At 52.9% G+C, this 20,041-nt stretch carries 20 protein-coding genes and 1 pseudogene; 5 read left to right on the top strand and 16 right to left on the bottom strand.

Annotated features, from left to right (window positions below):
* Positions 1 to 30: 30 nt before the first annotated feature.
* Entirely contained in the window at positions 31 to 1,170 is a 1,140-nt protein-coding gene (gene mdoC, locus ACDO57_RS09420; protein WP_370883881.1) for a glucans biosynthesis protein MdoC, read from the bottom strand.
* Positions 1,171 to 1,424: 254 nt separating this feature from the next.
* On the opposite strand from mdoC, the gene mdoG reads away from it, so the two are divergent.
* From mdoG to ACDO57_RS09405, 3 genes are all read left to right on the top strand, one after another.
* Positions 1,425 to 2,978: a glucans biosynthesis protein MdoG gene (mdoG, locus tag ACDO57_RS09415; RefSeq protein WP_021240787.1), complete on the top strand. Its 1,554-nt coding sequence runs from the start codon at positions 1,425 to 1,427 to the stop codon at positions 2,976 to 2,978.
* On the top strand, positions 2,971 to 5,499 hold the full coding sequence (gene mdoH, locus ACDO57_RS09410) for a glucans biosynthesis glucosyltransferase MdoH (protein WP_048991549.1): 2,529 nt from the start codon (positions 2,971 to 2,973) through the stop codon (positions 5,497 to 5,499). The genes mdoG and mdoH overlap by 8 nt, the downstream gene beginning before the upstream one ends.
* Before the next feature lie 83 nt (positions 5,500 to 5,582).
* Positions 5,583 to 5,810, top strand: coding sequence for a YceK/YidQ family lipoprotein (locus ACDO57_RS09405; RefSeq protein WP_048991550.1), 228 nt, complete (start codon positions 5,583 to 5,585; stop codon positions 5,808 to 5,810).
* Positions 5,811 to 5,816: 6 nt separating this feature from the next.
* Here the strand turns inward: ACDO57_RS09405 and ACDO57_RS09400 are convergent, their stop codons facing one another.
* From ACDO57_RS09400 to ACDO57_RS09390, 3 genes are all read right to left on the bottom strand, one after another.
* Complete coding sequence (locus tag ACDO57_RS09400) at positions 5,817 to 6,191, bottom strand: MysB family protein (RefSeq protein WP_014831418.1); 375 nt, start codon at positions 6,189 to 6,191, stop codon at positions 5,817 to 5,819.
* Positions 6,192 to 6,643: 452 nt separating this feature from the next.
* The gene (locus ACDO57_RS09395; protein ID WP_048990092.1) at positions 6,644 to 6,844 is read right to left on the bottom strand and encodes a hypothetical protein; all 201 of its coding nucleotides are present in this window, start codon (positions 6,842 to 6,844) and stop codon (positions 6,644 to 6,646) included.
* Positions 6,841 to 7,533: a hypothetical protein gene (locus ACDO57_RS09390; RefSeq protein ID WP_048990094.1), complete on the bottom strand. Its 693-nt coding sequence runs from the start codon at positions 7,531 to 7,533 to the stop codon at positions 6,841 to 6,843. Before ACDO57_RS09390 ends, ACDO57_RS09395 begins: the two co-directional genes overlap by 4 nt.
* A gap of 302 nt (positions 7,534 to 7,835) precedes the next feature.
* On the opposite strand from ACDO57_RS09390, the gene ACDO57_RS09385 reads away from it, so the two are divergent.
* Entirely contained in the window at positions 7,836 to 8,402 is a 567-nt protein-coding gene (locus ACDO57_RS09385; protein ID WP_322742063.1) for a DUF2778 domain-containing protein, read from the top strand.
* A gap of 448 nt (positions 8,403 to 8,850) precedes the next feature.
* On the opposite strand, the pseudogene ACDO57_RS09380 reads toward ACDO57_RS09385, so the two are convergent.
* The 3 genes and pseudogenes from ACDO57_RS09380 to ACDO57_RS09370 all read right to left on the bottom strand — a co-directional run bounded on the left by ACDO57_RS09380 (position 8,851) and on the right by ACDO57_RS09370 (position 12,020).
* A pseudogene (locus ACDO57_RS09380) lies at positions 8,851 to 9,554 on the bottom strand (integrase core domain-containing protein).
* 181 nt (positions 9,555 to 9,735) lie between these two features.
* The gene (gene mdtG / locus ACDO57_RS09375) at positions 9,736 to 10,953 is read right to left on the bottom strand and encodes a multidrug efflux MFS transporter MdtG (protein WP_370883880.1); all 1,218 of its coding nucleotides are present in this window, start codon (positions 10,951 to 10,953) and stop codon (positions 9,736 to 9,738) included.
* A gap of 140 nt (positions 10,954 to 11,093) precedes the next feature.
* Positions 11,094 to 12,020 carry a Kdo(2)-lipid IV(A) acyltransferase gene (locus tag ACDO57_RS09370; protein ID WP_370883879.1) on the bottom strand — a complete coding sequence of 309 codons (927 nt, stop codon included), beginning with the start codon at positions 12,018 to 12,020 and terminating at the stop codon, positions 11,094 to 11,096.
* A gap of 221 nt (positions 12,021 to 12,241) precedes the next feature.
* On the opposite strand from ACDO57_RS09370, the gene ACDO57_RS09365 reads away from it, so the two are divergent.
* Positions 12,242 to 13,291 carry a rhodanese-related sulfurtransferase gene (locus tag ACDO57_RS09365; protein ID WP_024909001.1) on the top strand — a complete coding sequence of 350 codons (1,050 nt, stop codon included), beginning with the start codon at positions 12,242 to 12,244 and terminating at the stop codon, positions 13,289 to 13,291.
* A 41-nt stretch (positions 13,292 to 13,332) separates the two neighbouring features.
* Here the strand turns inward: ACDO57_RS09365 and ACDO57_RS09360 are convergent, their stop codons facing one another.
* The 9 genes from ACDO57_RS09360 to mdtH form a co-directional block, all read right to left on the bottom strand.
* Positions 13,333 to 13,911, bottom strand: a complete 579-nt coding sequence (locus ACDO57_RS09360; protein ID WP_024909002.1) for a YceI family protein — start codon at positions 13,909 to 13,911, stop codon at positions 13,333 to 13,335.
* Position 13,912: 1 nt separating this feature from the next.
* On the bottom strand, positions 13,913 to 14,479 hold the full coding sequence (locus ACDO57_RS09355; protein WP_208763753.1) for a cytochrome b: 567 nt from the start codon (positions 14,477 to 14,479) through the stop codon (positions 13,913 to 13,915).
* Positions 14,480 to 14,686: 207 nt separating this feature from the next.
* Positions 14,687 to 14,800, bottom strand: coding sequence for a DUF2770 family protein (locus ACDO57_RS09350; RefSeq protein WP_032645429.1), 114 nt, complete (start codon positions 14,798 to 14,800; stop codon positions 14,687 to 14,689).
* Positions 14,801 to 14,859: 59 nt separating this feature from the next.
* Positions 14,860 to 15,978: an N-methyl-L-tryptophan oxidase gene (solA, locus tag ACDO57_RS09345; protein ID WP_370883878.1), complete on the bottom strand. Its 1,119-nt coding sequence runs from the start codon at positions 15,976 to 15,978 to the stop codon at positions 14,860 to 14,862.
* Positions 15,979 to 16,094: 116 nt separating this feature from the next.
* Positions 16,095 to 16,349: a biofilm formation regulator BssS gene (bssS, locus tag ACDO57_RS09340; protein WP_008500827.1), complete on the bottom strand. Its 255-nt coding sequence runs from the start codon at positions 16,347 to 16,349 to the stop codon at positions 16,095 to 16,097.
* A 274-nt stretch (positions 16,350 to 16,623) separates the two neighbouring features.
* Positions 16,624 to 16,869, bottom strand: coding sequence for a DNA damage-inducible protein I (dinI, locus tag ACDO57_RS09335; protein ID WP_008500826.1), 246 nt, complete (start codon positions 16,867 to 16,869; stop codon positions 16,624 to 16,626).
* 74 nt (positions 16,870 to 16,943) lie between these two features.
* Positions 16,944 to 17,990 carry a dihydroorotase gene (gene pyrC / locus ACDO57_RS09330; RefSeq protein ID WP_032650832.1) on the bottom strand — a complete coding sequence of 349 codons (1,047 nt, stop codon included), beginning with the start codon at positions 17,988 to 17,990 and terminating at the stop codon, positions 16,944 to 16,946.
* 126 nt (positions 17,991 to 18,116) lie between these two features.
* Positions 18,117 to 18,677 carry a lipoprotein gene (locus ACDO57_RS09325; protein ID WP_023311126.1) on the bottom strand — a complete coding sequence of 187 codons (561 nt, stop codon included), beginning with the start codon at positions 18,675 to 18,677 and terminating at the stop codon, positions 18,117 to 18,119.
* A 123-nt stretch (positions 18,678 to 18,800) separates the two neighbouring features.
* Positions 18,801 to 20,009: a multidrug efflux MFS transporter MdtH gene (gene mdtH / locus ACDO57_RS09320; RefSeq protein WP_370883877.1), complete on the bottom strand. Its 1,209-nt coding sequence runs from the start codon at positions 20,007 to 20,009 to the stop codon at positions 18,801 to 18,803.
* Positions 20,010 to 20,041 lie beyond the last annotated feature (32 nt).

Genomic DNA, 20,041 nt, shown 5'->3' with positions numbered 1-20,041 from the left:
AAACGCGGCGCATCCGGTGCGCCGCGTGTTCTAAGAGGCTTTCGCCTGCGATTTTCCTGAAAAGAGGAAACGCAGCAGCGGGATCCGCAGATGGATTTCGTAGAGTACGATCGCCACCCCCACAACGAACACCAGCCCGGTAAAGAAGCCCAGCGTGTTGGAGGCGATGTGCGGTGTGATGTAAGCTCCGAAGAAAAGCGTCAACGGGTGATGCACCAGATAGATAAACAGCGAAGCATTAACGAAGTAGGTCACGCGGTGGGACTTAAAGTTCAGCAAACGGTGGCCTAGCGCGAATACTACATTCACCATCCACAGGCCCAGCAGCATCGTGATCACGCTTTCCGTTTCATACATCCAGGCGTCGCCGCTCCCGTAGCGCTGATTCAGCAGATAGGCCGCGAACGCGAGGGTGGCTCCCAGAGCGCACCACGGTGACGGGGTGACAAACAGCGATTTAAGCTTCGGATGAATAAACGCCAGCGCGCCGATTAAAAAGAAGGGAATGTAGAACAGCGACTGCATCACCACAAAATTAAATAACCCGTCGCTCAAAATCGGCGGGTAGACGATAAGCAGGGTCCGTCGCACAGCGGCATAGGCAATCCCCAACAGTAAGAAGAGCACTGACAGTTTGCCCATCGTAACGTTGGCGAAAAAGACGTCGGCTTTCGTACTTAGATGGTGGCGCAGGCGGCTGAAAATCAACAGACTCACCGTGGTGAGCACCACCAGGACCAGCAGGAACCACAGGTGAGATACCAGCTCCCAGACCAGCGTATTGTACTTTTCATACAGCGTCAGATTCGGCCAGTTCTCCGCTTTACCCTTCACGTACTGCAACATAATGAACTGGGGCAGCGTCAGCAGCGGAATGGCGGTCAGCATGGGGATCCCCACGCGCTCTACGCGCACTTTCCACCAGCGCTTGAGCGGGTATCGCAGAAACAGCATGTAAGAGAAATAGCCAGATATGACGAAAAACACCTGCATACGGAAGGCGTGAATAAAGTCATTAAACAGCGTCAGCCACCAGGAGGGCATCTGGCTATTCACGTGCCAGGTGTGGCTGGAGTAAATCAGTGAAATGTGAAAGGGGATCCCCAATAGCATCAGCCATGCCCGGATCGAGTCGAGGAAATATTCACGTTCTGTTGGTGTTGTGCTCATATAACGTTGTGCATTCTCAGACTTTTCGTCTTATCCCTAAGACTCATAATGGTTACATTCGAAGGCAACCCTACACCAAGACCGACACCCTGTCTCCAGGATAAGCACGCAAAGTGAATAGCGGGTTCTTTCATTTGCTTAATCCCTGAGCCAGCAGCTGAACAAAGCAGTGATAATGTTGTCGGATTGCCTGAGTTTCCATTAAAATGGATCGGATCGATATAAGCACACAAAGGGGGAAGTGCTTACTTATTATGAAACATAAACCACAGATGATGAAAATGCGTTGGTTGGGTGCTGCAGTGGTGTTGTCACTGTATACCTCATCGGCACTGGCCTTTAACATCGACGATGTCGCAAAACAGGCAAAATCGATGGCAGGCAAGAGCTACGAAGCGCCGAAAAGTAACTTGCCCTCCGTTTTCCGCGACATGAAGTATGCGGACTATCAGCAGATCCAGTTCAATCACGATAAAGCGTACTGGAGCAATATCAAAACCCCGTTCAAGCTTGAATTTTATCATCAGGGTATGTACTTCGACACGCCTGTTGCCATCAATGAAGTGACGGCGACAGCGGTTCGTAAGATTAAGTACAGCCCGGATTATTTCAATTTTGGCAATGTGCAACACGATAAAGATACGGTGAAAGACCTGGGCTTCGCAGGCTTCAAGGTGCTTTACCCGATCAACAGCAAAGATAAAAACGACGAAATCGTCAGCATGCTGGGTGCCAGCTATTTCCGCGTCATTGGCGCGGGGCAGGTATACGGGCTTTCTGCGCGTGGTCTGGCTATTGATACCGCGCTGCCATCAGGTGAAGAGTTCCCACGTTTCCGTGAGTTCTGGATTGAGCGTCCAAAACCAACGGACAAACGTCTGACCATTTATGCGCTGCTGGATTCCCCGCGTGCAACCGGCGCCTATCGCTTTGTGATTATGCCGGGTCGTGACACGGTGGTTGACGTACAGTCCAAGGTTTACCTGCGTGACAAAGTAGGCAAACTGGGCGTTGCGCCACTGACCAGCATGTTCCTGTTTGGGCCGAACCAGCCGTCTCCGGCAACCAACTTCCGCCCGGAACTGCATGACTCCAACGGTCTGTCTATTCATGCCGGTAACGGTGAGTGGATCTGGCGTCCGCTGAATAACCCGAAACATCTGGCGGTGAGCAGCTTCGCAATGGAAAACCCGCAAGGTTTCGGCCTGCTGCAGCGTGGTCGTCAGTTCTCCCGCTTTGAAGATTTGGACGATCGCTATGACCAGCGTCCAAGCGCCTGGGTCACGCCAAACGGTGACTGGGGTAAAGGTAAAGTCGAGCTGGTAGAAATTCCAACCAACGATGAAACCAACGATAACATCGTCGCTTACTGGACACCGGATCAGCTGCCGGAAGCCGGTAAAGAGATGAACTTCAAGTACACCATTACCTTCAGCCGCGACGAAGATAAGCTGCATGCGCCGGATAACGCGTATGTGATGCAGACTCGCCGCTCAACGGGTGATGTGAAGCAGTCTAATCTTATCCGTCAGCCTGACGGGACCGTGGCGTTTGTCGTGGACTTCACCGGCCAGGATATGAAGAAACTGTCGCCGGACACCGCCGTTGCCGCTCAGGCCAGCATCGGTGATAACGGTGAAATCGTTGAGAATACCGTGCGTTACAACCCGGTAACCAAAGGCTGGCGTCTGACCCTGCGCGTGAAAGTGAAAGATCCGAAACAGACCACTGAAATGCGTGCTGCGCTGGTCAGTAACGATCAGCCGCTGAGTGAAACCTGGAGCTATCAGCTACCTGCCAATGAATAATACATCTGAATATATTGATGCCATGCCGCTGACGGATATCGAAAAAGCGGCACTGCCTAAGAGCGACATCCGCGCGGTTCACACCGCGCTGGATGGTGAACATCGTCAGTTTTCCCGTGATGATGATACGCCGCTCGGGTCAGTCAAGGCGCGTCTGGAGCAGGCCTGGCCGGACTCGCTGGCGGAAGGGCAGTTGATTAAAGACGATGAAGGACGCGATCAGCTTCAGGCGATGCCGAAGGCCACGCGTTCCTCAATGTTCCCCGATCCATGGCGCACCAACCCGGTGGGCCGCTTCTGGGATCGCCTGCGCGGGCGTGATGTGACGCCGCGCTATCTGTCGCGCCTGACAAAAGAAGAGCAGGCGTCCGAACAGAAATGGCGTACCGTGGGGACCATCCGTCGCTATATCCTGCTGCTTCTTACGCTGGCGCAGACGGTCGTCGCGACCTGGTACATGAAAACCATCCTGCCTTATCAGGGCTGGGCGTTCATCAACCCGACGGACATGATGGGCCAGGATCTCTGGGTCTCCTTCATGCAGCTGCTGCCGTATATTCTGCAGAGCGGCATCCTTCTGCTGTTCGCGGTTCTCTTCTGCTGGGTCTCGGCCGGTTTCTGGACCGCGCTGATGGGCTTCCTGCAGCTGCTGATGGGGCGTGACAAATACAGCATTTCGGCGTCAACGGTCGGGGATGAACCCCTCAATCCCGAGCACCGTACCGCGCTGATTATGCCTATCTGTAACGAAGACGTTGACCGCGTATTTGCGGGCCTGCGTGCGACCTGGGAGTCCGTAAAGGCGACCGGTAACGCGGAGCATTTTGACGTTTACATCCTGAGCGACAGCTACAACCCGGATATCTGCGTTGCAGAACAAAAAGCGTGGATGGAGCTGATTGCAGAAGTGCAGGGCGAAGGGCAGATCTTCTACCGCCGCCGCCGCCGCCGTGTGAAGCGTAAAAGCGGTAACATCGATGACTTCTGCCGTCGCTGGGGTAATCAGTACAGCTATATGGTCGTGCTGGATGCGGACTCCGTCATGAGCGGTGACTGCCTGAGCGGTCTGGTGCGTCTGATGGAAGCCAACCCTAACGCGGGTATCATTCAGTCCTCGCCAAAAGCGTCCGGCATGGACACCCTTTATGCGCGCTGCCAGCAGTTCGCCACCCGTGTCTACGGGCCGCTGTTCACCGCGGGTCTGCACTTCTGGCAGTTGGGTGAGTCGCACTACTGGGGTCACAACGCCATCATCCGCGTGAAGCCGTTCATTGAGCACTGTGCGCTGGCGCCGTTGCCGGGTGAGGGGTCATTTGCAGGCTCTATTCTGTCGCATGACTTCGTGGAAGCAGCGCTGATGCGTCGTGCTGGCTGGGGCGTCTGGATTGCCTACGACCTGCCGGGATCGTACGAGGAGCTGCCGCCGAACCTGCTGGACGAGCTCAAGCGTGACCGCCGCTGGTGTCACGGTAACCTGATGAACTTCCGTCTGTTCCTTGTTAAAGGGATGCACCCGGTTCACCGTGCGGTGTTCCTGACGGGCGTGATGTCTTATCTCTCCGCACCGCTGTGGTTTATGTTCCTTGCGCTCTCCACTGCGCTGCAGGTGGTCCATGCCCTGACGGAGCCGCAATACTTCCTGCAACCGCGGCAGCTGTTCCCGGTGTGGCCGCAGTGGCGTCCGGAGCTGGCGATTGCGCTGTTTGCCTCCACCATGGTGCTACTGTTCCTGCCTAAGCTGCTCAGTATCATCCTGATCTGGTGCAAAGGCTCGAAAGAGTACGGCGGTTTCTTCCGCGTGACCCTTTCACTGCTGCTGGAAGTGCTGTTCTCCGTGCTGCTGGCACCGGTGCGTATGCTGTTCCACACCGTATTTGTGGTCAGTGCGTTCCTGGGCTGGGAAGTGGTCTGGAACTCACCGCAGCGTGATGACGACTCCACGCCGTGGAGCGAAGCCTTTATGCGCCACGGTTCTCAGCTGCTGCTAGGTCTGGTGTGGGCGGCCGGGATGGCCTGGCTGGATCTGCGCTTCCTGTTCTGGCTGGCGCCGATTGTCTTCTCGCTGATCCTGTCGCCGTTTGTCTCCGTGATCTCCAGCCGTTCAACGGTGGGGCTGCGGACCAAACGCTGGAAACTGTTCCTGATCCCGGAAGAGTATTCCCCGCCGCAGGTGCTGGTGGATACCGATCGTTATCTCGAGCAGAACCGCAATCGCACGCTGGATGACGGCTTTATGCACGCCGTGTTTAACCCGTCATTCAACGCCCTGGCAACGGCGATGGCCACTGCGCGTCACCGTGCCAGCCAGGTGCTGGAGATTGCCCGCGATCGTCACGTTGAGCAGGCGCTTAACGAGACCCCGGAAAAACTCAACCGCGACCGTCGACTGGTGCTGTTGAGCGACCCGGTGACCATGGCGCGTCTTCACTACCGCGTGTGGTCCGCTCCGGAGAAATACTCTTCGTGGGTGAACTACTATAAGGGCGTGAAGCTGAATCCGCTTGCACTGAAGGCGAAGTAAGTCGTTAAGCAGGGCGGGTAGCGAAGCGCTACCCGCCAGATAAAATACCGGCTGCGAGGCCGGTATTTTTTTAGAGGTTAGAGATGAGAATAATCATCGTCGTCATGATGGCATGCCTGCTCAGCGGCTGCGGCAGTATCATCAGTCGCACCATTCCAGGGCAAGGCCACGGTAATCAGTATTACCCGGGGGTAAAATGGGATCTCCGTGATTCCGCATGGCGTTACCTGACCATGCTCGATCTGCCGTTTTCGCTGATTTTCGACACGCTGTTGCTGCCGATTGATGCCAGCCATGGCCCTTACGAATAGCGTAAATTAACGCTCGTCCCACTCATCGGCTGCGGTTTGACCTTCTTCCGTATCCAGCGGTGGCTCGAGCTGAAACTCGCCCTCATCCCACTCGTGTAGCGTGTTCTCTTCCAGCCATTCCTGCCGAAGTTCGATTTCGTCATAGTCGCCATCGAAGACGGCCTGCGCACCTTCACCGCTCAATATCGGCAAACATTCCCCTTCTTCACCTTCATCGGCAAAGAATTCGGCCTGCCACATAATATCCCCATCCTGCAGAACGTATTTTTGGATATTAAGCTGTTGCACGTCAGCATCTTCTTCATCAACGCCGGGGTTGTCGGCGAGGAACTCTTCACGAGCGGCATCAATAGCTTCTTCCAGCGTGGCGTACATGGTCATTGGTGTCTCCCTGTTTTCCAGAAGGTTTCAGGGAAAGAATAGCTGAATATAAGATTCTGCAAGTATGAATGTGAAAATAAGACGTCACACATTCAATGCCGCCCACTTAAGCGGTGCGGCACGAGAGTTCACCGCGTAACGGATTTTTGACATCTTAACTGCCCTCGGCCTTAATGGCTGGAGGCGTTTTGTTATGAACACCGCTTCCAGATCTCCACACATGTGCTCTAATTGTTTTTGGATTGACGGTATTCACCAGTACTGACATCTCCGATGGCGGCAGACGACGACATGGGCGAACCGTCGCTGAAAACGAGCAGGTCGTTGAGAAATGGCATAAGAAAACGGCTCCCTGTAGTGGAAGCCGTTATAGTGCCGCGGTAAAGAATCGGTCAACCGCTCCTTAACTGAACGGCATTGCCCATTAAGCGGGGCTTTTTCTTGATTCCATATCAACGCTTCTTTTTTGGTTTGAATAAACGATCACTGACAATAAATGCAACTATCAGGAATATAACAGTAGATATTAATGCATAATCTTCCCAAAAGGTGACGGCGAGCATACCAAAAATAATAGTTAAACCAATAGGTATATAAACTTGCATAACAAGCCTAACTAATTCCTGCCACCACACGCTAAACATTTTTTTCATCGTACTATCCTAAGAATATCAGAAACAATATCGTTATCGCTTTTTTGGTATTGGTTGTGTACGTCAACACGATCAATTATTGGTTCAACCAGGAAGTATAACATTTCCAGATCACGATTATAGAGATCTCTATAGTACCGACTATGTTTATGTAAAAGACGTTCCGCAGCCTGTGAAGCTACCTGTGCATACCCATATATTCCCGCCGCAGCTACACCACGCGTTGACCATTTGGTGAGTGCCGAGGAGATCGATACTTGCATTGAAAGACTTGAAGCCGCTAACGTAGCGATAGTGTACGCAATGGTAAACTTGGTAAGGGTGGCAGTTGTAAACCCAGCTCCTGCTTTAGACAAGATTAACGTAATGTTCCTGATGCGCTGGTCTGAGAGATTTTCAAACATATAGTTGATATAGATTTCAAGCATCTCTCTTATAGTGCCATGATGTTTTACGAGTACTACAAGAGCCTTCAAGAACCTCTTATCTTCTTGCTTCAAACGTGTACATACGTCCTGGTAGTTGTCGAGGAAGCACGAGCTATACCACGAAAGCCTTTCCACCCCAGAGTATATTAAATGAGCCTGTTGTACGGCTTGCTGTTGAACACCAGCAAGGCTTTTATCCAGCAGGTTAGCCATGTAGCGATCAGCATCAAGTTTGTTCAGTATAAGCGAGTTGTAGCTCATGAATCCTTCCCATGTTTCTCCCTATCCATATTCCACATAACAGTAATAAACCTCCGAATAATAAACAAGATGTATCTACCGATGGAGGCAGGTCACGCCAGTACTCGAAAACCCGCAAGGCGTTATTACTCACTTTGCTCGACAGATGATAGTACTGAATCAAAGTGATTGGGGTCGGTACTACGTACCTAAAGTCTTTGCGAGTAATTACGCGTCGCCTTGCTCCTTGTCAGGGTTGCGGGCTGTTGAATCCCTTCGCGTACTTACCTACCTTATAGTGGTGATGTTCGATTACTCGACACATGATAGAATCGCCCTATGCAAACAGCAGGGAAAACAAAATGCAAATAATGAGGATGACATACGACGACATTGATAAAAATGGCTATGCCAAATTACACGTCTATGGAATAGGAACTTTCTCTGCATTCAGTGGGCAAAACCCATATACCAATGATCCCAACTGTGCGTACTTACCAAACAGTGCAATACCTACTGGACGGTACTGGATAGTTGATAGGCCAACTGGCTCTACATTGAATAAGATCCGGGCATGGGGCGTTGATACAATCACAGGTAATGACCACTCCGAATGGTTTGCACTCTTCAGTGCTCAAACCATGACAGATAGCATAATGATTAACGGTGTATCGCGTGGTAGTTTCCGGTTACATCCACTCAGGCCGGATGGTTCTGGTTTCTCTGAGGGGTGTATTACTTTCGTCAATCGACCCGATTTCTATACTGTACGTAGTCAGTTGCTCCGTACTAAAAAGGTTAAAGTACCAGGATCAAGGACTGGATTGATGGCATATGGTTATGTTGATGTGCAAGGGGGGAGCGACTATGCGAAGTGCAGGATTCGTTAAGAATGCGGCCATATACAGTATCTGTATTGTCTTTGCATGGTGGCTATCAAGTTTCGGTAAGCCTCTCAATGGACTAACGCAATGGGTCATGGATACCGCCTATAGTACTTTCGGTTCCGGCCTGAGTGGTTCATATGAAGCTGATGCAGATCCGGTAAGGTTCATCGCCTTAATCCTGATGGTACTTATCTACGCTACCATACTGTTCTTGCTCACACGTTTGGTACTAAGAAAGTTTCAGGCCAATCGCTAATACCTCATTTTATTAAGTACCCTCACTGTATATGGTGAGGGTGTTTTTTGGTACTTAATTACTGACTATAACAATAAATACATCAACAATAGATGAGGTGAGTTTATGGAAAAATATATTATTAACGATTTTGTTTATGAAGTTATTGGCAATGTGATAACCGTCCTGACCTGCCCCCCGTATTAGATACAACCATCAGTTAGTAATGTCGGTTTGTTTACTTTCACATTTTCCATTCCGCCACCGTGCTGCAAACTCTGATGGCGTCTGATAATTCAGTGCTGAATGTGGACGACATCGTTATAATCCTGCCGCCAGTCATTAATGACTTTCCTTGCGTGAACGATATCACTGAACCTGTGCTCATTCAGACATTCATCGCGAAATCGCCCGTTAAAGCTCTCAATAAATCCGTTCTGCGTTGGCTTGCCCGGCTGGATTAAGCGCAGTTCAATACCATGCTCAAAAGCCCATTGATCCATTGCACGGCAGGTGAACTCCGGCCCCTGGTCAGTTCTTATCGTCGCCGGATAGCCTCGAAACAGTGCAATGCTGTCCAGAATACGCGTGACCTGAACGCCTGAAATCCCGAATGCGATGGTAATGTCAGGCACTCCTTCGTGAAGTCGTCCACACAGGTCAGGCACTTGATCCTGCGACCGGTCGCATCACACATCAATACCACGGCTTCCCGCTTCTGGTCCGTCGTCAGTACTTTCGCCCCAGGGCCACTGAAGAGCCTCCTTATCCAGCATGGCTTCGGCAAGCAGCTTCTTACGCCAGGTATAATAGGTGGCGTTGGAAATGGCGTACTTGCGGCAGAGCTCACGGGCAGAAACCCCTGCTTCAGCTTCGCGGAGGATACTGATGATCTGTTCGTCGGAAAAACGCTTCTTCATGGGGATGTCCTCATGTGGCTTATGAAGACATTACTTACATCGCGGTGTCTTAATCAACGAGGAGCAGGTCAGCGTACATGGTCATTAGTGTCTCCCTGTTTTCCAGAAGGTTTCAGGGAAAGAATAGCTGAATATAAGATTCTGCAAGTATGAATGCGAAAATAAGCTTCAGGCGTTCGTCTTATTCCGTCACGGGCCGTAACGCGCGGGATAAACTGAACCACGAATAAATGGCATTGAACAACACGACGCCCGCCGTCACGATAAAGACGGCGCGAAAACCGAAGCTGGCGGAGATCCCGGCCCCGAGCAGCGGTCCGGTGACGTTACCAATATCCCGGAATGACTGGTTATAGCTGAAAATACGCCCGGCAATCTGGTTCGTGGAGTTGTAGACCAGCAGGGTCTGTACGGCGGGCAGCAACGCGCCGTCGGCGGCACCCAGCAAAAAGCGCAGGACGCCCAGCTGCCATGGCGTTTGCACCATCGACATCGGGATAAGCAGCAGGACGGAAATCACCAGCGCGCAGATCAGGATTTTTTCCGGACCCACCCGGTCCCCCAGTTTTCCCAGCCTCGGGGCGCTCAGCAGCGCCGCCACGCCGGGTACAGAGGCAATCAGCCCGCTGATGAACGCAATATTGCTGACGTTACCCGCCAGGTCGCGAACGTACAGCGTCAGAATAGGGGCAATCGACCCGGTAGCCACCTGGATAATCATTGTCGTCACGAACAGGCTCAGCACCAGTCTGGGATTTTTAAGCGAGGTCAGCACCTCCCTGGCGTGGAGCATCTCTTTTTTGGCGACAGGCGTGAAGTTTTCCCGAATACAGAGCAGGGTGACGATAAAGCACAGGAACAGCACGCTGGCGGTGATAAAGAAAACTGGCCGCAGGCCATAGCTATCGGCCAGGAGTCCACCGGCCAGTGGCCCCAGCAGGGCGCCGCTCACGCCGCCGGTTGAAAGCGTGCCCAGCGCCCAGCCGCTCTTATGGCGGGGAATTTGTGTGGCAATCAGGGCATTGGCATTGGGAATAAAGCCCCCCAGCAGGCCCAGCAGCGCGCGGAGGATCAGGAACTGCCAGACGTTTTGCGCCACGCCCATCAGCGCCATGATAATGGCCATCCCCAGCGCCGAACGCAGCAGCATGATTTTACGTCCCTTGCGATCGGCAAGGCTGCCCCAGAAGGGCGAAGCGATCGCAGAAAACAGGAACGTGATGCTGAATACCAGGCCGGACCACATATTGAGCGCGCTGTGACCCATCACGCCCAGCTGTTCGACGTAGAGCGGCAGGAAGGGCATGACCAGGCTAAACGCCGCGCCGGTAAGAAAACAGCCAAGCCACGCAACCGTGAGGTTACGCTTCCAGTTTATGGGGGCATCTGAGGGTGACATAACAATCCGCATAATGAGGTGCTGAGCACCTGAAGCATGAAGTAATAAGCCTGCTAATTATGCGCCTGGGTTATGATTGCCGCAATGAGGGGGAGCTTTTAAAGCTAAAACAGCATGCGGCCCTGAGGACCGCATGAGGATTAATAGCGGGACGGCGTACCTTGTGGGCGTGTTTTAAAACGGCGGTGCAGCCACATATACTGCTCCGGGGCGAGCATGATGCACTTCTCCACAACGCTGTTCATCCAGCGCGCGGTAGTTTCTGCATCGTCAAGCGGCAGCGCGAGTTCCGGCTCCAGCATCATCAGCTCGTAGCCTGAACCATCCGGTTTACGGCGAGGAACAAAAGGCACGATGGCAGCTTTGGACATCCGCGCCAGCATCCAGGTACCGGTGGTTGTGGCGGCCTCGTCAACGGCGAAGAAGGGGACAAATACGCTGGCCTGCGGGCCATAATCATGGTCGGGGGCATACCAGACCACTTCACCGGATTTCAGTGCGCGGATCATGCCCTTCAGATCCTTACGGTCGATCATGCTTTTGTTGGAGCGCATGCGGCCGTTGGTCTGGATTAAATCGATGACCGGGTTATCGTTAGGACGATAAACGCCAATGCCGGGCGCCTGCATGCCGAACATGCGCGCCCCAATTTCCAGCGTCAGGAAATGGACGCCGATCAGGAGAACGCCCGTCTGGTTGGCCTGAAGCGTATGCACAGGCTCCATGCCGGTTCCCGTCACCTCACTCCAGCGGGCCATGCGTTTGTCCGGCCAGAACCACGCCATACCGGTTTCCATAAGCCCCATCCCGACGGATTCGAAATTCTTCGAAACCATATCGTGACGATCTGTCTCGCTCATCTGCGGAAAACAGAGCTCAAGATTGCGGTACGCGATTTTGGCGCGACGCTTCATAAACAGCTGCGCGAAACGGCCCAGAAATTTACCCAACCGAAAAATTACAGGGTAGGGAAGCTGTACCAGGAGCCATAAAAAGCCAATGCCAAGCCAGGTCAACCAATAGCGGGGATGCAAAAGGGCGGCAGTAAATTTTGGTAACTGGGTCATGTCTTTCCTGTGTTCAAACGTCCTGTTTTGCTAGTGTCTCATTTTTTTAGACGTAGCCAAAATATCTGCTTTCGAAGCGTGCACGAATACAGCAATTGTTAAGCCTGATTAATCAGGGTGTGTGAAATGTAGCGTAAATTGTGTGGATGTAAATTAGTTTTATTTGCTATATGATGCCGACCGATTTTTCATTCTCTCTAACGATTCCAGGACTGTACACCATGCCAGTGTTACACAACCGCGTGTCGAATGAGATGTTAAAAGCGCGTATGTTGGCTGAAACCGAACCGCGCACCACCATCTCTTTCTACAAATACTTCACGATCAACGATCCGCAGGCAACCCGCGATGCGCTTTATCAGGCGTTCACGGCCCTGAACGTCTTCGGACGCGTCTACCTTGCCCGTGAAGGCATCAACGCGCAGATTAGCGTACCGGAAAGCAAAGTCAGCGCTTTCCGCGACGTTCTTTATCACTTCGATCCGGCCCTCGACGGCTTACGCCTGAACATTGCCCTGGATGATGACGGGAAATCCTTCTGGGTGCTGCGCATGAAGGTGCGTGAACGCATCGTGGCGGACGGTATCGACGATCCTGAGTTTAACCCGGCGGATGTCGGCGAATATCTGAAGGCTGCGGAAGTGAATGCGATGCTGGACGATCCGGATGCCGTGTTCATTGATATGCGTAACCACTATGAGTACGAAGTGGGGCATTTCGAGAACGCGATGGAAATCCCGGCCGACACCTTCCGCGAGCAGCTGCCCAAAGCGGTTGAGATGATGCAGGAACATAAAGATAAAAAGATCGTTATGTACTGCACCGGTGGTATCCGCTGTGAGAAAGCCAGCGCGTGGATGAAGCACAACGGTTTTAATAAGGTCTGGCATATTGAAGGCGGCATTATCGAGTATGCCCGCCGCGCCCGTGAACAGGGTTTACCGGTACGCTTTATCGGGAAAAACTTTGTCTTTGACGAGCGTATGGGTGAGCGTATCTCGGAAGACGTTATTGCCCAGTGCCACCAGTGCGGCGCGCCGTGCGATACCCATACCAACTGCAAAAACGACGGGTGCCATCTGCTGTTTATTCAGTGCCCGGCCTGTGCCGAGAAGTTTAACGGCTGCTGTAGCGAGCTGTGCAGCGAAGAGAGCATCCTGCCGGAAGAAGAGCAGCGTCGCCGTCGTGCAGGACGTGAAAACGGCAACAAGATTTTCAATAAATCCCGCGGCCGTCTGAATACCAAACTGGGTATCCCTGACCCGGAATGATAATAACGCCCGGCACGGCAAAAGCCTGCCGGGCGAATCTATTATGATTTCTGCTGTACACCTTCAACGGAAATAATCAGCTCCACGTCCTGAGACGCCGGGCCTAAATCCGTTGTGATATTAAAATCTTTCAGGTGAATTTTACCCGCTGCTTCAAAACCAGCACGTTTACCGCCCCACGGATCGTCACCCTGACCCAGTAATTTCGCATCAAGCGTGACCGGTTTTGTTACGCCGTTAAGCGTCAGGTTGCCGGTAATATTCAGCTTATCACCGTCTTTTTTCACTTCCGTGGAGGTGAAAGTAGCCTGTGGGTATTTCCCGACATTGAGGAATTCCCCGCTGCGCAGATGTTTATCACGTTCAGCATGATTGGTATCAACGCTGTTAGTATTAATGGTCACGTTGACCTTGTCGGCGGCAGGATTTTTCTCGTCAAAGGTGAATGTGCCGTCAAAATCCTTAAAGGTACCGTACAGCCAGCTGTAACCCAGGTGCTGAATACGGAAATTGACGAAAGCGTGCTGGCCCTCTTTATCAATTTTATAATCAGCCGCCACGGCGGAACCGGCGGTGAATAACAGAGAACCCAGGGCGATACCCAGCAGGTGTTTTTTCATTTTATGCTCCAGAGTCAACTGACGAGCGGCCAAGCATGCGCTTTAGCGTATCGTCTTTATCAATAAAATGGTGTTTGAGGGCGGCAAGCCCGTGAAGTACGGACAGGATCACGACGCTCCACGCAAGCCAGAGGTGTACGACCCCTGCGGTGTCTGCCTGTGCGCCTGCATCGCTGAGCGTTGCCGGGACGTCAAAAAGGCCAAAGACGCTAATCGGCTTACCGTCCGCCGTCGAGATAAGGTATCCGCTAATCAGAATGGCGAAGAGCAGCGCATATAGCGCAATATGCGCTGCGACTGCACTGACGCGGGTAAATTTGCTGTGGGTCTTCGGCGCGGCAGGCGGTGGGGAAATATGTCGCCAGATCACGCGGAAAACCAGGCCCAGCATCAGCAGGACACCAATGCTTTTATGTAACTCCGGTGCCTGGTGATACCAGCCATCGTAATAGCTGAGCGTGACCATCCAGAGCCCAAGTCCAAACATACCGTAGACGGCAAGAGCAAATATCCAGTGCAAACCTATGGATATTATTCCGTAGCGCCGGGAGGAGTTACGCAATTGCATCAGAATGTCCATTTTCAAATTAACCGGAAAGTAAAAATGAACGGGAAGGCGGGATATTGCAACTGAAATAATTGTCTATTGATTTTTATTTTATTTATTTCAGCAATTTTGAAAAGGATCGCTAACGCTAATTCAATCTCTTCGTGCAAGCGAAATGGTGAGTTTCAGTAAAGATAAATTAACGTCAATTATTGTCAGTAAGGCTTTTCAGTAAAATACAATGTAAACAAAATCAATAATGGCCAACAGCGCCCACAATAAGAGATAGAGCATAAAATGCTCGCGAATATTATTCATCAGAAAGCTAACGATCCTGCGCATAACGCCCCGTAATGCAGTGTGAGTGAACCGGGCCCCGGGACGTCCGGAGCCCGTGTGGATTATCCGTTAAAACGCGAGAGTGAGAAGGGCGTCAGATCAAACTGCGGCGTGATACCCTGAGCAAACTGCGCGGCGATTTCACCTAGCACGGAAGCGAATTTAAAGCCGTGGCCGCTCAGCCCGGTGATGAGCAGGGTGTTGTCATGCCCGGGCAGCGTATCAATGATGAAGTCTTCATCCGGCGTGTTGTCGTAGGTACAGGCTGCGCCATACAGCAAGCCACCGACGCCCGGAAGAATAGTTCGCAGGAACGAGAAGGCTTCCGAACCATCCTGAGGAAAGGCGCCGAAAGGCTTACGCTCTTCAGGGGAGGTGATCGCCTGGCCCCCGTTGTGTTTACCAATTTTCAGCGCGTCTTTCTCGGAAGGGAAACCGTAGAACTGATCGCCATTCGGTAATTCCCCGGTGAAGGCCGGGAATTTATTCTGGACGCTGTAACGACCATCCGACTGGAACCAGGAGAAGACCTTGCGCACCGGCTGGATCGGCAGGTCCGGCAGCAGGCGAGTGACCCAGGTTCCTGCGCTGACGAGCAGGCGAACCGCGGAATATTCACCGTCAAGGGTCGTTACCGTGACGCCATTCTCGTCATGGGTGATGGCCTCCACCGGACAGTTAAACAGCTGTGCACAGCCAGCTTTCGCGGCAAGGTCGACCCAGGTTTTGATCGCTGTTTCACAATGCAGTACGCCGGAGTGGGCTTCAAAGAGGCCAATATAATCGTCCGGGACGCTAATTTCAGGCCAGCGCGCGGTTATGCCCGTTGCGTCCAGCTTCTCAACGTCCAGATTAAAGGCTTTCGCGCTGCGCTCGACGCCGGCAAGAAATTCCGAATGAGCCGGACCAAGGTTGATAACCCCGGTACGCTCGAAAATACGCTCTTCGGTCTGTTTCGCCAGTTCATCCCACAGCGTCTGGGCGCGAAGCACCAGCGGGACATAGCGCTCGCCTTCTCCATACGCATGGCGCATGAGGCGGGTATCGCCATGATGGCTGCCTTCCGCATGGGGAGGGCGGTGGGCATCGATCATCAGGACCTTCAGACCTGCCTGTGTTGCGTAATAACCGGCAGCGGAACCCACGGAGCCGCTACCAATAATGATTAAGTCGTATCTCATATGCATCTCATAAACTGACGTTTTGTTAGCAGAGTAATTAACAACGCGGAGTTAGACAAGGGAGAAATAAATAAGGCACCGCGAGGGTGCCTGTAGAGAGAAAAGTGGGCATAAGCTTAGTGCCGTTTATACTCATTTTCCTGATAGTCGCCAGATTCTATTTTTGCAATACCTGCCTCTAAAATAGAAATAAACTGACGGGCGACGTCTGTTGTTAGCCACAGCGTCTGTCCAACTTCCGCTTCTTCACGGTTGAGTTGATTCGGGGTCTGGTAGTGCAAACGCAGCATCAGCGCATCGTAGCTATCTACGGTACTGATATCCCAGCCAACAAGTGGATGGGTCTGGATCACTTCACTATTCTTTTCCATTATAACCCCCTTAATGCGTGTTAGAAGACAACGGCTTTGAGGTTCAATGCATGTTTTTCTGAAAGCATCTTCAGTATACCAAGTAATAAGGGTTCCGAAGGGAAAAATAAACAGGTGGCAACACATTTTTCTGCTTTTTAGGATTGTTCGAACAATAAAACACCATCTTGTTCACGATTCTTAAAGAAGATGCCGAATTAATTTGAACTTACCGTATTTTTAGACAAAAAAAAGCCGGGGCGACCCGGCAAAAAAACACAATGAGGGAGCAGTATTAATCTGTGATAAACCAGTCGTCTGCGCTTTCCCACGTTTCCTGCAGGATTTCGCTGATGCGATCTTTATCTTCTTTCGCCGCACCAATGACGGAGAGGTTGTTCGCCGCGGCGTAACGCACCGTTACGGCACCCGCGTTGTCGGGAAAAGTGTTGTTAATACGGCGGGATAATTCGCCTGCCAGTGCATCAAGCGCGCCGGCAGGCAGAACAGTTGTTTTGGCTATGGTGACTTCAATACGCATAAATGCCCCCTGTGTAATATACTGTTTATTTATACAGGTATATTATCGGTTTGACAACAAGGGGCATTGATTTTTTAACGTTTTACCGTCCAGTTAACGGTTTCGCCCGCCAGGAAGGGGATCAGCGTGTCATCCGTCAGCGCAATGGACTCTTCAACGTGGCTCGCTTTACGCTCCAGTTCGATGAAGCTGTCGTTGACCGGCAGGCCGTAGAAGCGCGGGCCGTTGAGGGAGCAGAACGCTTCGAAATGTTCCAGCGCGTTCATCTCTTCAAATACGGTCGCGTAGCTGGCAAGCGCCGTTGGGGCGTTGAAGCAGCCTGCGCAGCCGCAGCTTGCCTCTTTACGGTGGCGGGCGTGAGGCGCGGAGTCGGTGCCGAGGAACGCGCGGGAGAACCCGCTGGCAACCAGCTCGCGCAGCGCCTGCTGGTGGATGTTGCGCTTGAGAATCGGCAGGCAGTACAGGTGAGGGCGCACCCCGCCCACCAGCATGTGGTTACGGTTAAACATCAGGTGCTGCGGCGTAATGGTGGCGGCGATAAGATCGTTGCCGTCGCGCACGTACTCTGCCGCGTCTTTGGTGGTGATATGCTCAAAGACCACTTTAAGCGCGGGCAGGCGCTGGCGCAGAGGCTCCATCACGGTCTCGATAAACCGGGCTTCACGGTCAAAGATGTCAATTTCGGCATGCGTGACTTCACCATGGACCAGCAGCGGCATGCCCAGTTTCTGCATGCGCTCCAGAACCGGCATGATGGCATCAATGCTGGTGACGCCGTGGCTGGAGTTGGTGGTGGCATTCGCCGGATAGAGTTTCGCCGCCGTAAATACGCCTTCGTTAAACCCACGCTCCACTTCGTTCGGGTCCAGCGAGTCGGTCAGATAGCAGGTCATCAACGGGGTAAAATCGTGTCCCGCAGGCACGGCATCCAGGATGCGCTGGCGATAGGCTATCGCGGCATCGACGGTGGTGACTGGTGGAACCAGGTTAGGCATGACAATCGCGCGGCCATAAATTTCGCTGGTATAAGGCACGACGGTTTTCAGCATATCGCCATCACGCAGATGGATATGCCAGTCGTCAGGGCGGCGGATTTTAAGAACCTGGGGTTGTGCAGTCATGGAAGCTCCGGCTTGTCAGGAATCAGTCATAAGGATGGCTGTTTTTGCCGGACACAAATCATAAGCGGAAACGTTTTCGTTTGCACACTTTTCCGTAAAAAAAAGGGCGCCGCAGCGCCCTTCAGGTTAATCGGTGAAAGGAATGATGATTTCACCCGGCTTAACCTCTATGCCTTTTGCGTATTTTTTCGCCAGAGCTTCGCCCTTGCTTTTATCTTCGCTTAAGACGTACGCGGGCTGCTGGTTGAAATAATTACGCAGCGACTGGTTGAGATAGGGCATCAGGGTTTGCAGAACCGGCGCCATCTTGTCCGGCGACACCTGCGCATCGACGACTTCCATCTCCTGGAGGAAAATCGCCCCTTTCTCTTTGTTGAACACGGGGAGTGCCTTCAGCTTGAGCTTGATGTTGGCTTTCTGATTGCCAAAGAGGGAGGACATATCAAGATCCGCGTCACCGGCCAGGGTGACTTTGTTTGGCTCTTCACGTCCGATCTGGCTGGTCAGATTCGTGAGCACGATATGCGCGTCCGCCAGCCCCGGCACGCCAATGTCTTTAGAAAAATTGTTATGTTTTTCCAGCGCCTGATTAATTTCCTGTTCACTGACGGTATATTGCGTGAGCTGGTTACAGCCAACCAGCAGACCGCTGACAACTAATGCAGCGGCAAAGACAATTTTCTTCATAGTGTTCCTCAACGAAAAATCGGCGCTTCTGTCCTGTTACGCCAGTATGTCAGCGTGAATGGGCAGAAACCAGCAGAAAAAACTGAGAAGTGGGGCGGGAGGGACTCCCGCCCGAGGGAAAGGCTACGCGCCAGGCTCGAGCATACCGCTCGCGCTGCGTTTCAGGCTGAACTGCCACCACAGGGCAAGGAGCGTCATAAAGCCCACCACGCCGAGCATCATCCACGGGAGTTCGGGCTGGTTTAACGCTTTGCCGGCATCAAACAACCAGCCGCCCCCGGCGTAACCTAATGCGCCGCCAAGCGCCAGCCCGAGCCGGCTGAAACCCATATAGCTGCCGCGCGCACGCGCATCCGCAAGGGAGGCGCTCAGCGTTTCACGGGCAGGCTCGGCGATGATCGACCCTATATAGAAGGTGCAAATCAGGGTAAACAGCTGCTGGAGAGAGTTCACCAGCCCGATCGGCATCATGCTCAGCGTCATCAGGAACAGCCCGGCCATCAGGCGATGCTCCAGACGAAAACGCCGTTCGCTCCAGCGGGCAATCGGATAAAGCAGCGTTAACGACAGGCAGGCTTCGATGGCGTACATCCATTTAACGGCAGCAGGCGTGCCAGCAATGTCGTTAACCATGATCGGCAGCATCAGCATGACCTGCACAGCCAGCATGTAGTAGCCCGTCAATGTCAGCACATAGGTGACAAAACGTTTGTCGCGCAGGACGCGGCCAAGCCCTTCCCGGACAGGTGCTTTGACCGTCGACAGTTTCCAGGCGGGCAGGAACAGGCCATTAAACAGCGCGCACAGAATAAAGAGCACCGCCCCAGCCGCGCAGACCAGACGGAAGTCGTACTGCAGCAGCCAGCTTCCCAGCAGGGCGCCAACAACCGCCCCGGCGCTGTCCTGCATCATCAGAATCGAGAAGAAGCGGCCGCGGTGCTGAGGGCGAATAAGCTTCACCACCAGCGCGGTGCGCGGCGGATCGAACAGCGTGCCCCCGATACCGGAGAGGAAACAGGAGAACCAGAGCAGCCACGGCTCCTGAGCGACCGCCATCGTGGCAAAGCCTGCCGCGCGCAGCAGCATACCGGTCACGATCATCGGTTTAGCGCCAAAGCGGTCGGCAATGGCCCCGCCAAAGACGCCCAGGCCCTGCTGGACAAACTGGCGTAACCCCAGGGCAATGCCAACCATTAATGCCGCCCAGCCCATTTGATCGACAAAGCGAATCGATATCAGCGGGAAAACGACAAAAAAGCCGAGCACGACCAGCATGTTATCGACGAGCAGGAAATATTTACCCAGGCTCCTGGCCTGTGATACGCGGGACATTTTCCCTCCAGGGAAAATAAGATGGTGAGCAC

The sequence above is a fragment of the Enterobacter cloacae complex sp. 2015409 genome, assembly GCF_041365315.1.
In the GTDB taxonomy this organism is placed as follows: Bacteria; Pseudomonadota; Gammaproteobacteria; order Enterobacterales; family Enterobacteriaceae; genus Enterobacter; species Enterobacter pseudoroggenkampii.
Note: the sequence above shows the minus strand (reverse complement) of the source record. Positions and strands in the feature narration are given on the sequence as shown.

Bases quoted from the DNA above. Each gene is read 5' to 3' on its own strand.
- mdoC (WP_370883881.1), bottom strand. From the start codon at position 1,170: ATGAGCACAACACCAACAGAACGTGAATATTTCCTCGACTCGATCCGG.
- mdoG (WP_021240787.1), top strand. From the start codon at position 1,425: ATGAAACATAAACCACAGATGATGAAAATGCGTTGGTTGGGTGCTGCA.
- mdoH (WP_048991549.1), top strand. From the start codon at position 2,971: ATGAATAATACATCTGAATATATTGATGCCATGCCGCTGACGGATATC.
- ACDO57_RS09405 (WP_048991550.1), top strand. From the start codon at position 5,583: ATGAGAATAATCATCGTCGTCATGATGGCATGCCTGCTCAGCGGCTGC.
- ACDO57_RS09400 (WP_014831418.1), bottom strand. From the start codon at position 6,191: ATGACCATGTACGCCACGCTGGAAGAAGCTATTGATGCCGCTCGTGAA.
- ACDO57_RS09395 (WP_048990092.1), bottom strand. From the start codon at position 6,844: ATGAAAAAAATGTTTAGCGTGTGGTGGCAGGAATTAGTTAGGCTTGTT.
- ACDO57_RS09390 (WP_048990094.1), bottom strand. From the start codon at position 7,533: ATGAGCTACAACTCGCTTATACTGAACAAACTTGATGCTGATCGCTAC.
- ACDO57_RS09385 (WP_322742063.1), top strand. From the start codon at position 7,836: ATGATAGAATCGCCCTATGCAAACAGCAGGGAAAACAAAATGCAAATA.
- mdtG (WP_370883880.1), bottom strand. From the start codon at position 10,953: ATGTCACCCTCAGATGCCCCCATAAACTGGAAGCGTAACCTCACGGTT.
- ACDO57_RS09370 (WP_370883879.1), bottom strand. From the start codon at position 12,020: ATGACCCAGTTACCAAAATTTACTGCCGCCCTTTTGCATCCCCGCTAT.
- ACDO57_RS09365 (WP_024909001.1), top strand. From the start codon at position 12,242: ATGCCAGTGTTACACAACCGCGTGTCGAATGAGATGTTAAAAGCGCGT.
- ACDO57_RS09360 (WP_024909002.1), bottom strand. From the start codon at position 13,911: ATGAAAAAACACCTGCTGGGTATCGCCCTGGGTTCTCTGTTATTCACC.
- ACDO57_RS09355 (WP_208763753.1), bottom strand. From the start codon at position 14,479: ATGCAATTGCGTAACTCCTCCCGGCGCTACGGAATAATATCCATAGGT.
- ACDO57_RS09350 (WP_032645429.1), bottom strand. From the start codon at position 14,800: ATGCGCAGGATCGTTAGCTTTCTGATGAATAATATTCGCGAGCATTTT.
- solA (WP_370883878.1), bottom strand. From the start codon at position 15,978: ATGAGATACGACTTAATCATTATTGGTAGCGGCTCCGTGGGTTCCGCT.
- bssS (WP_008500827.1), bottom strand. From the start codon at position 16,349: ATGGAAAAGAATAGTGAAGTGATCCAGACCCATCCACTTGTTGGCTGG.
- dinI (WP_008500826.1), bottom strand. From the start codon at position 16,869: ATGCGTATTGAAGTCACCATAGCCAAAACAACTGTTCTGCCTGCCGGC.
- pyrC (WP_032650832.1), bottom strand. From the start codon at position 17,990: ATGACTGCACAACCCCAGGTTCTTAAAATCCGCCGCCCTGACGACTGG.
- ACDO57_RS09325 (WP_023311126.1), bottom strand. From the start codon at position 18,677: ATGAAGAAAATTGTCTTTGCCGCTGCATTAGTTGTCAGCGGTCTGCTG.
- mdtH (WP_370883877.1), bottom strand. From the start codon at position 20,009: ATGTCCCGCGTATCACAGGCCAGGAGCCTGGGTAAATATTTCCTGCTC.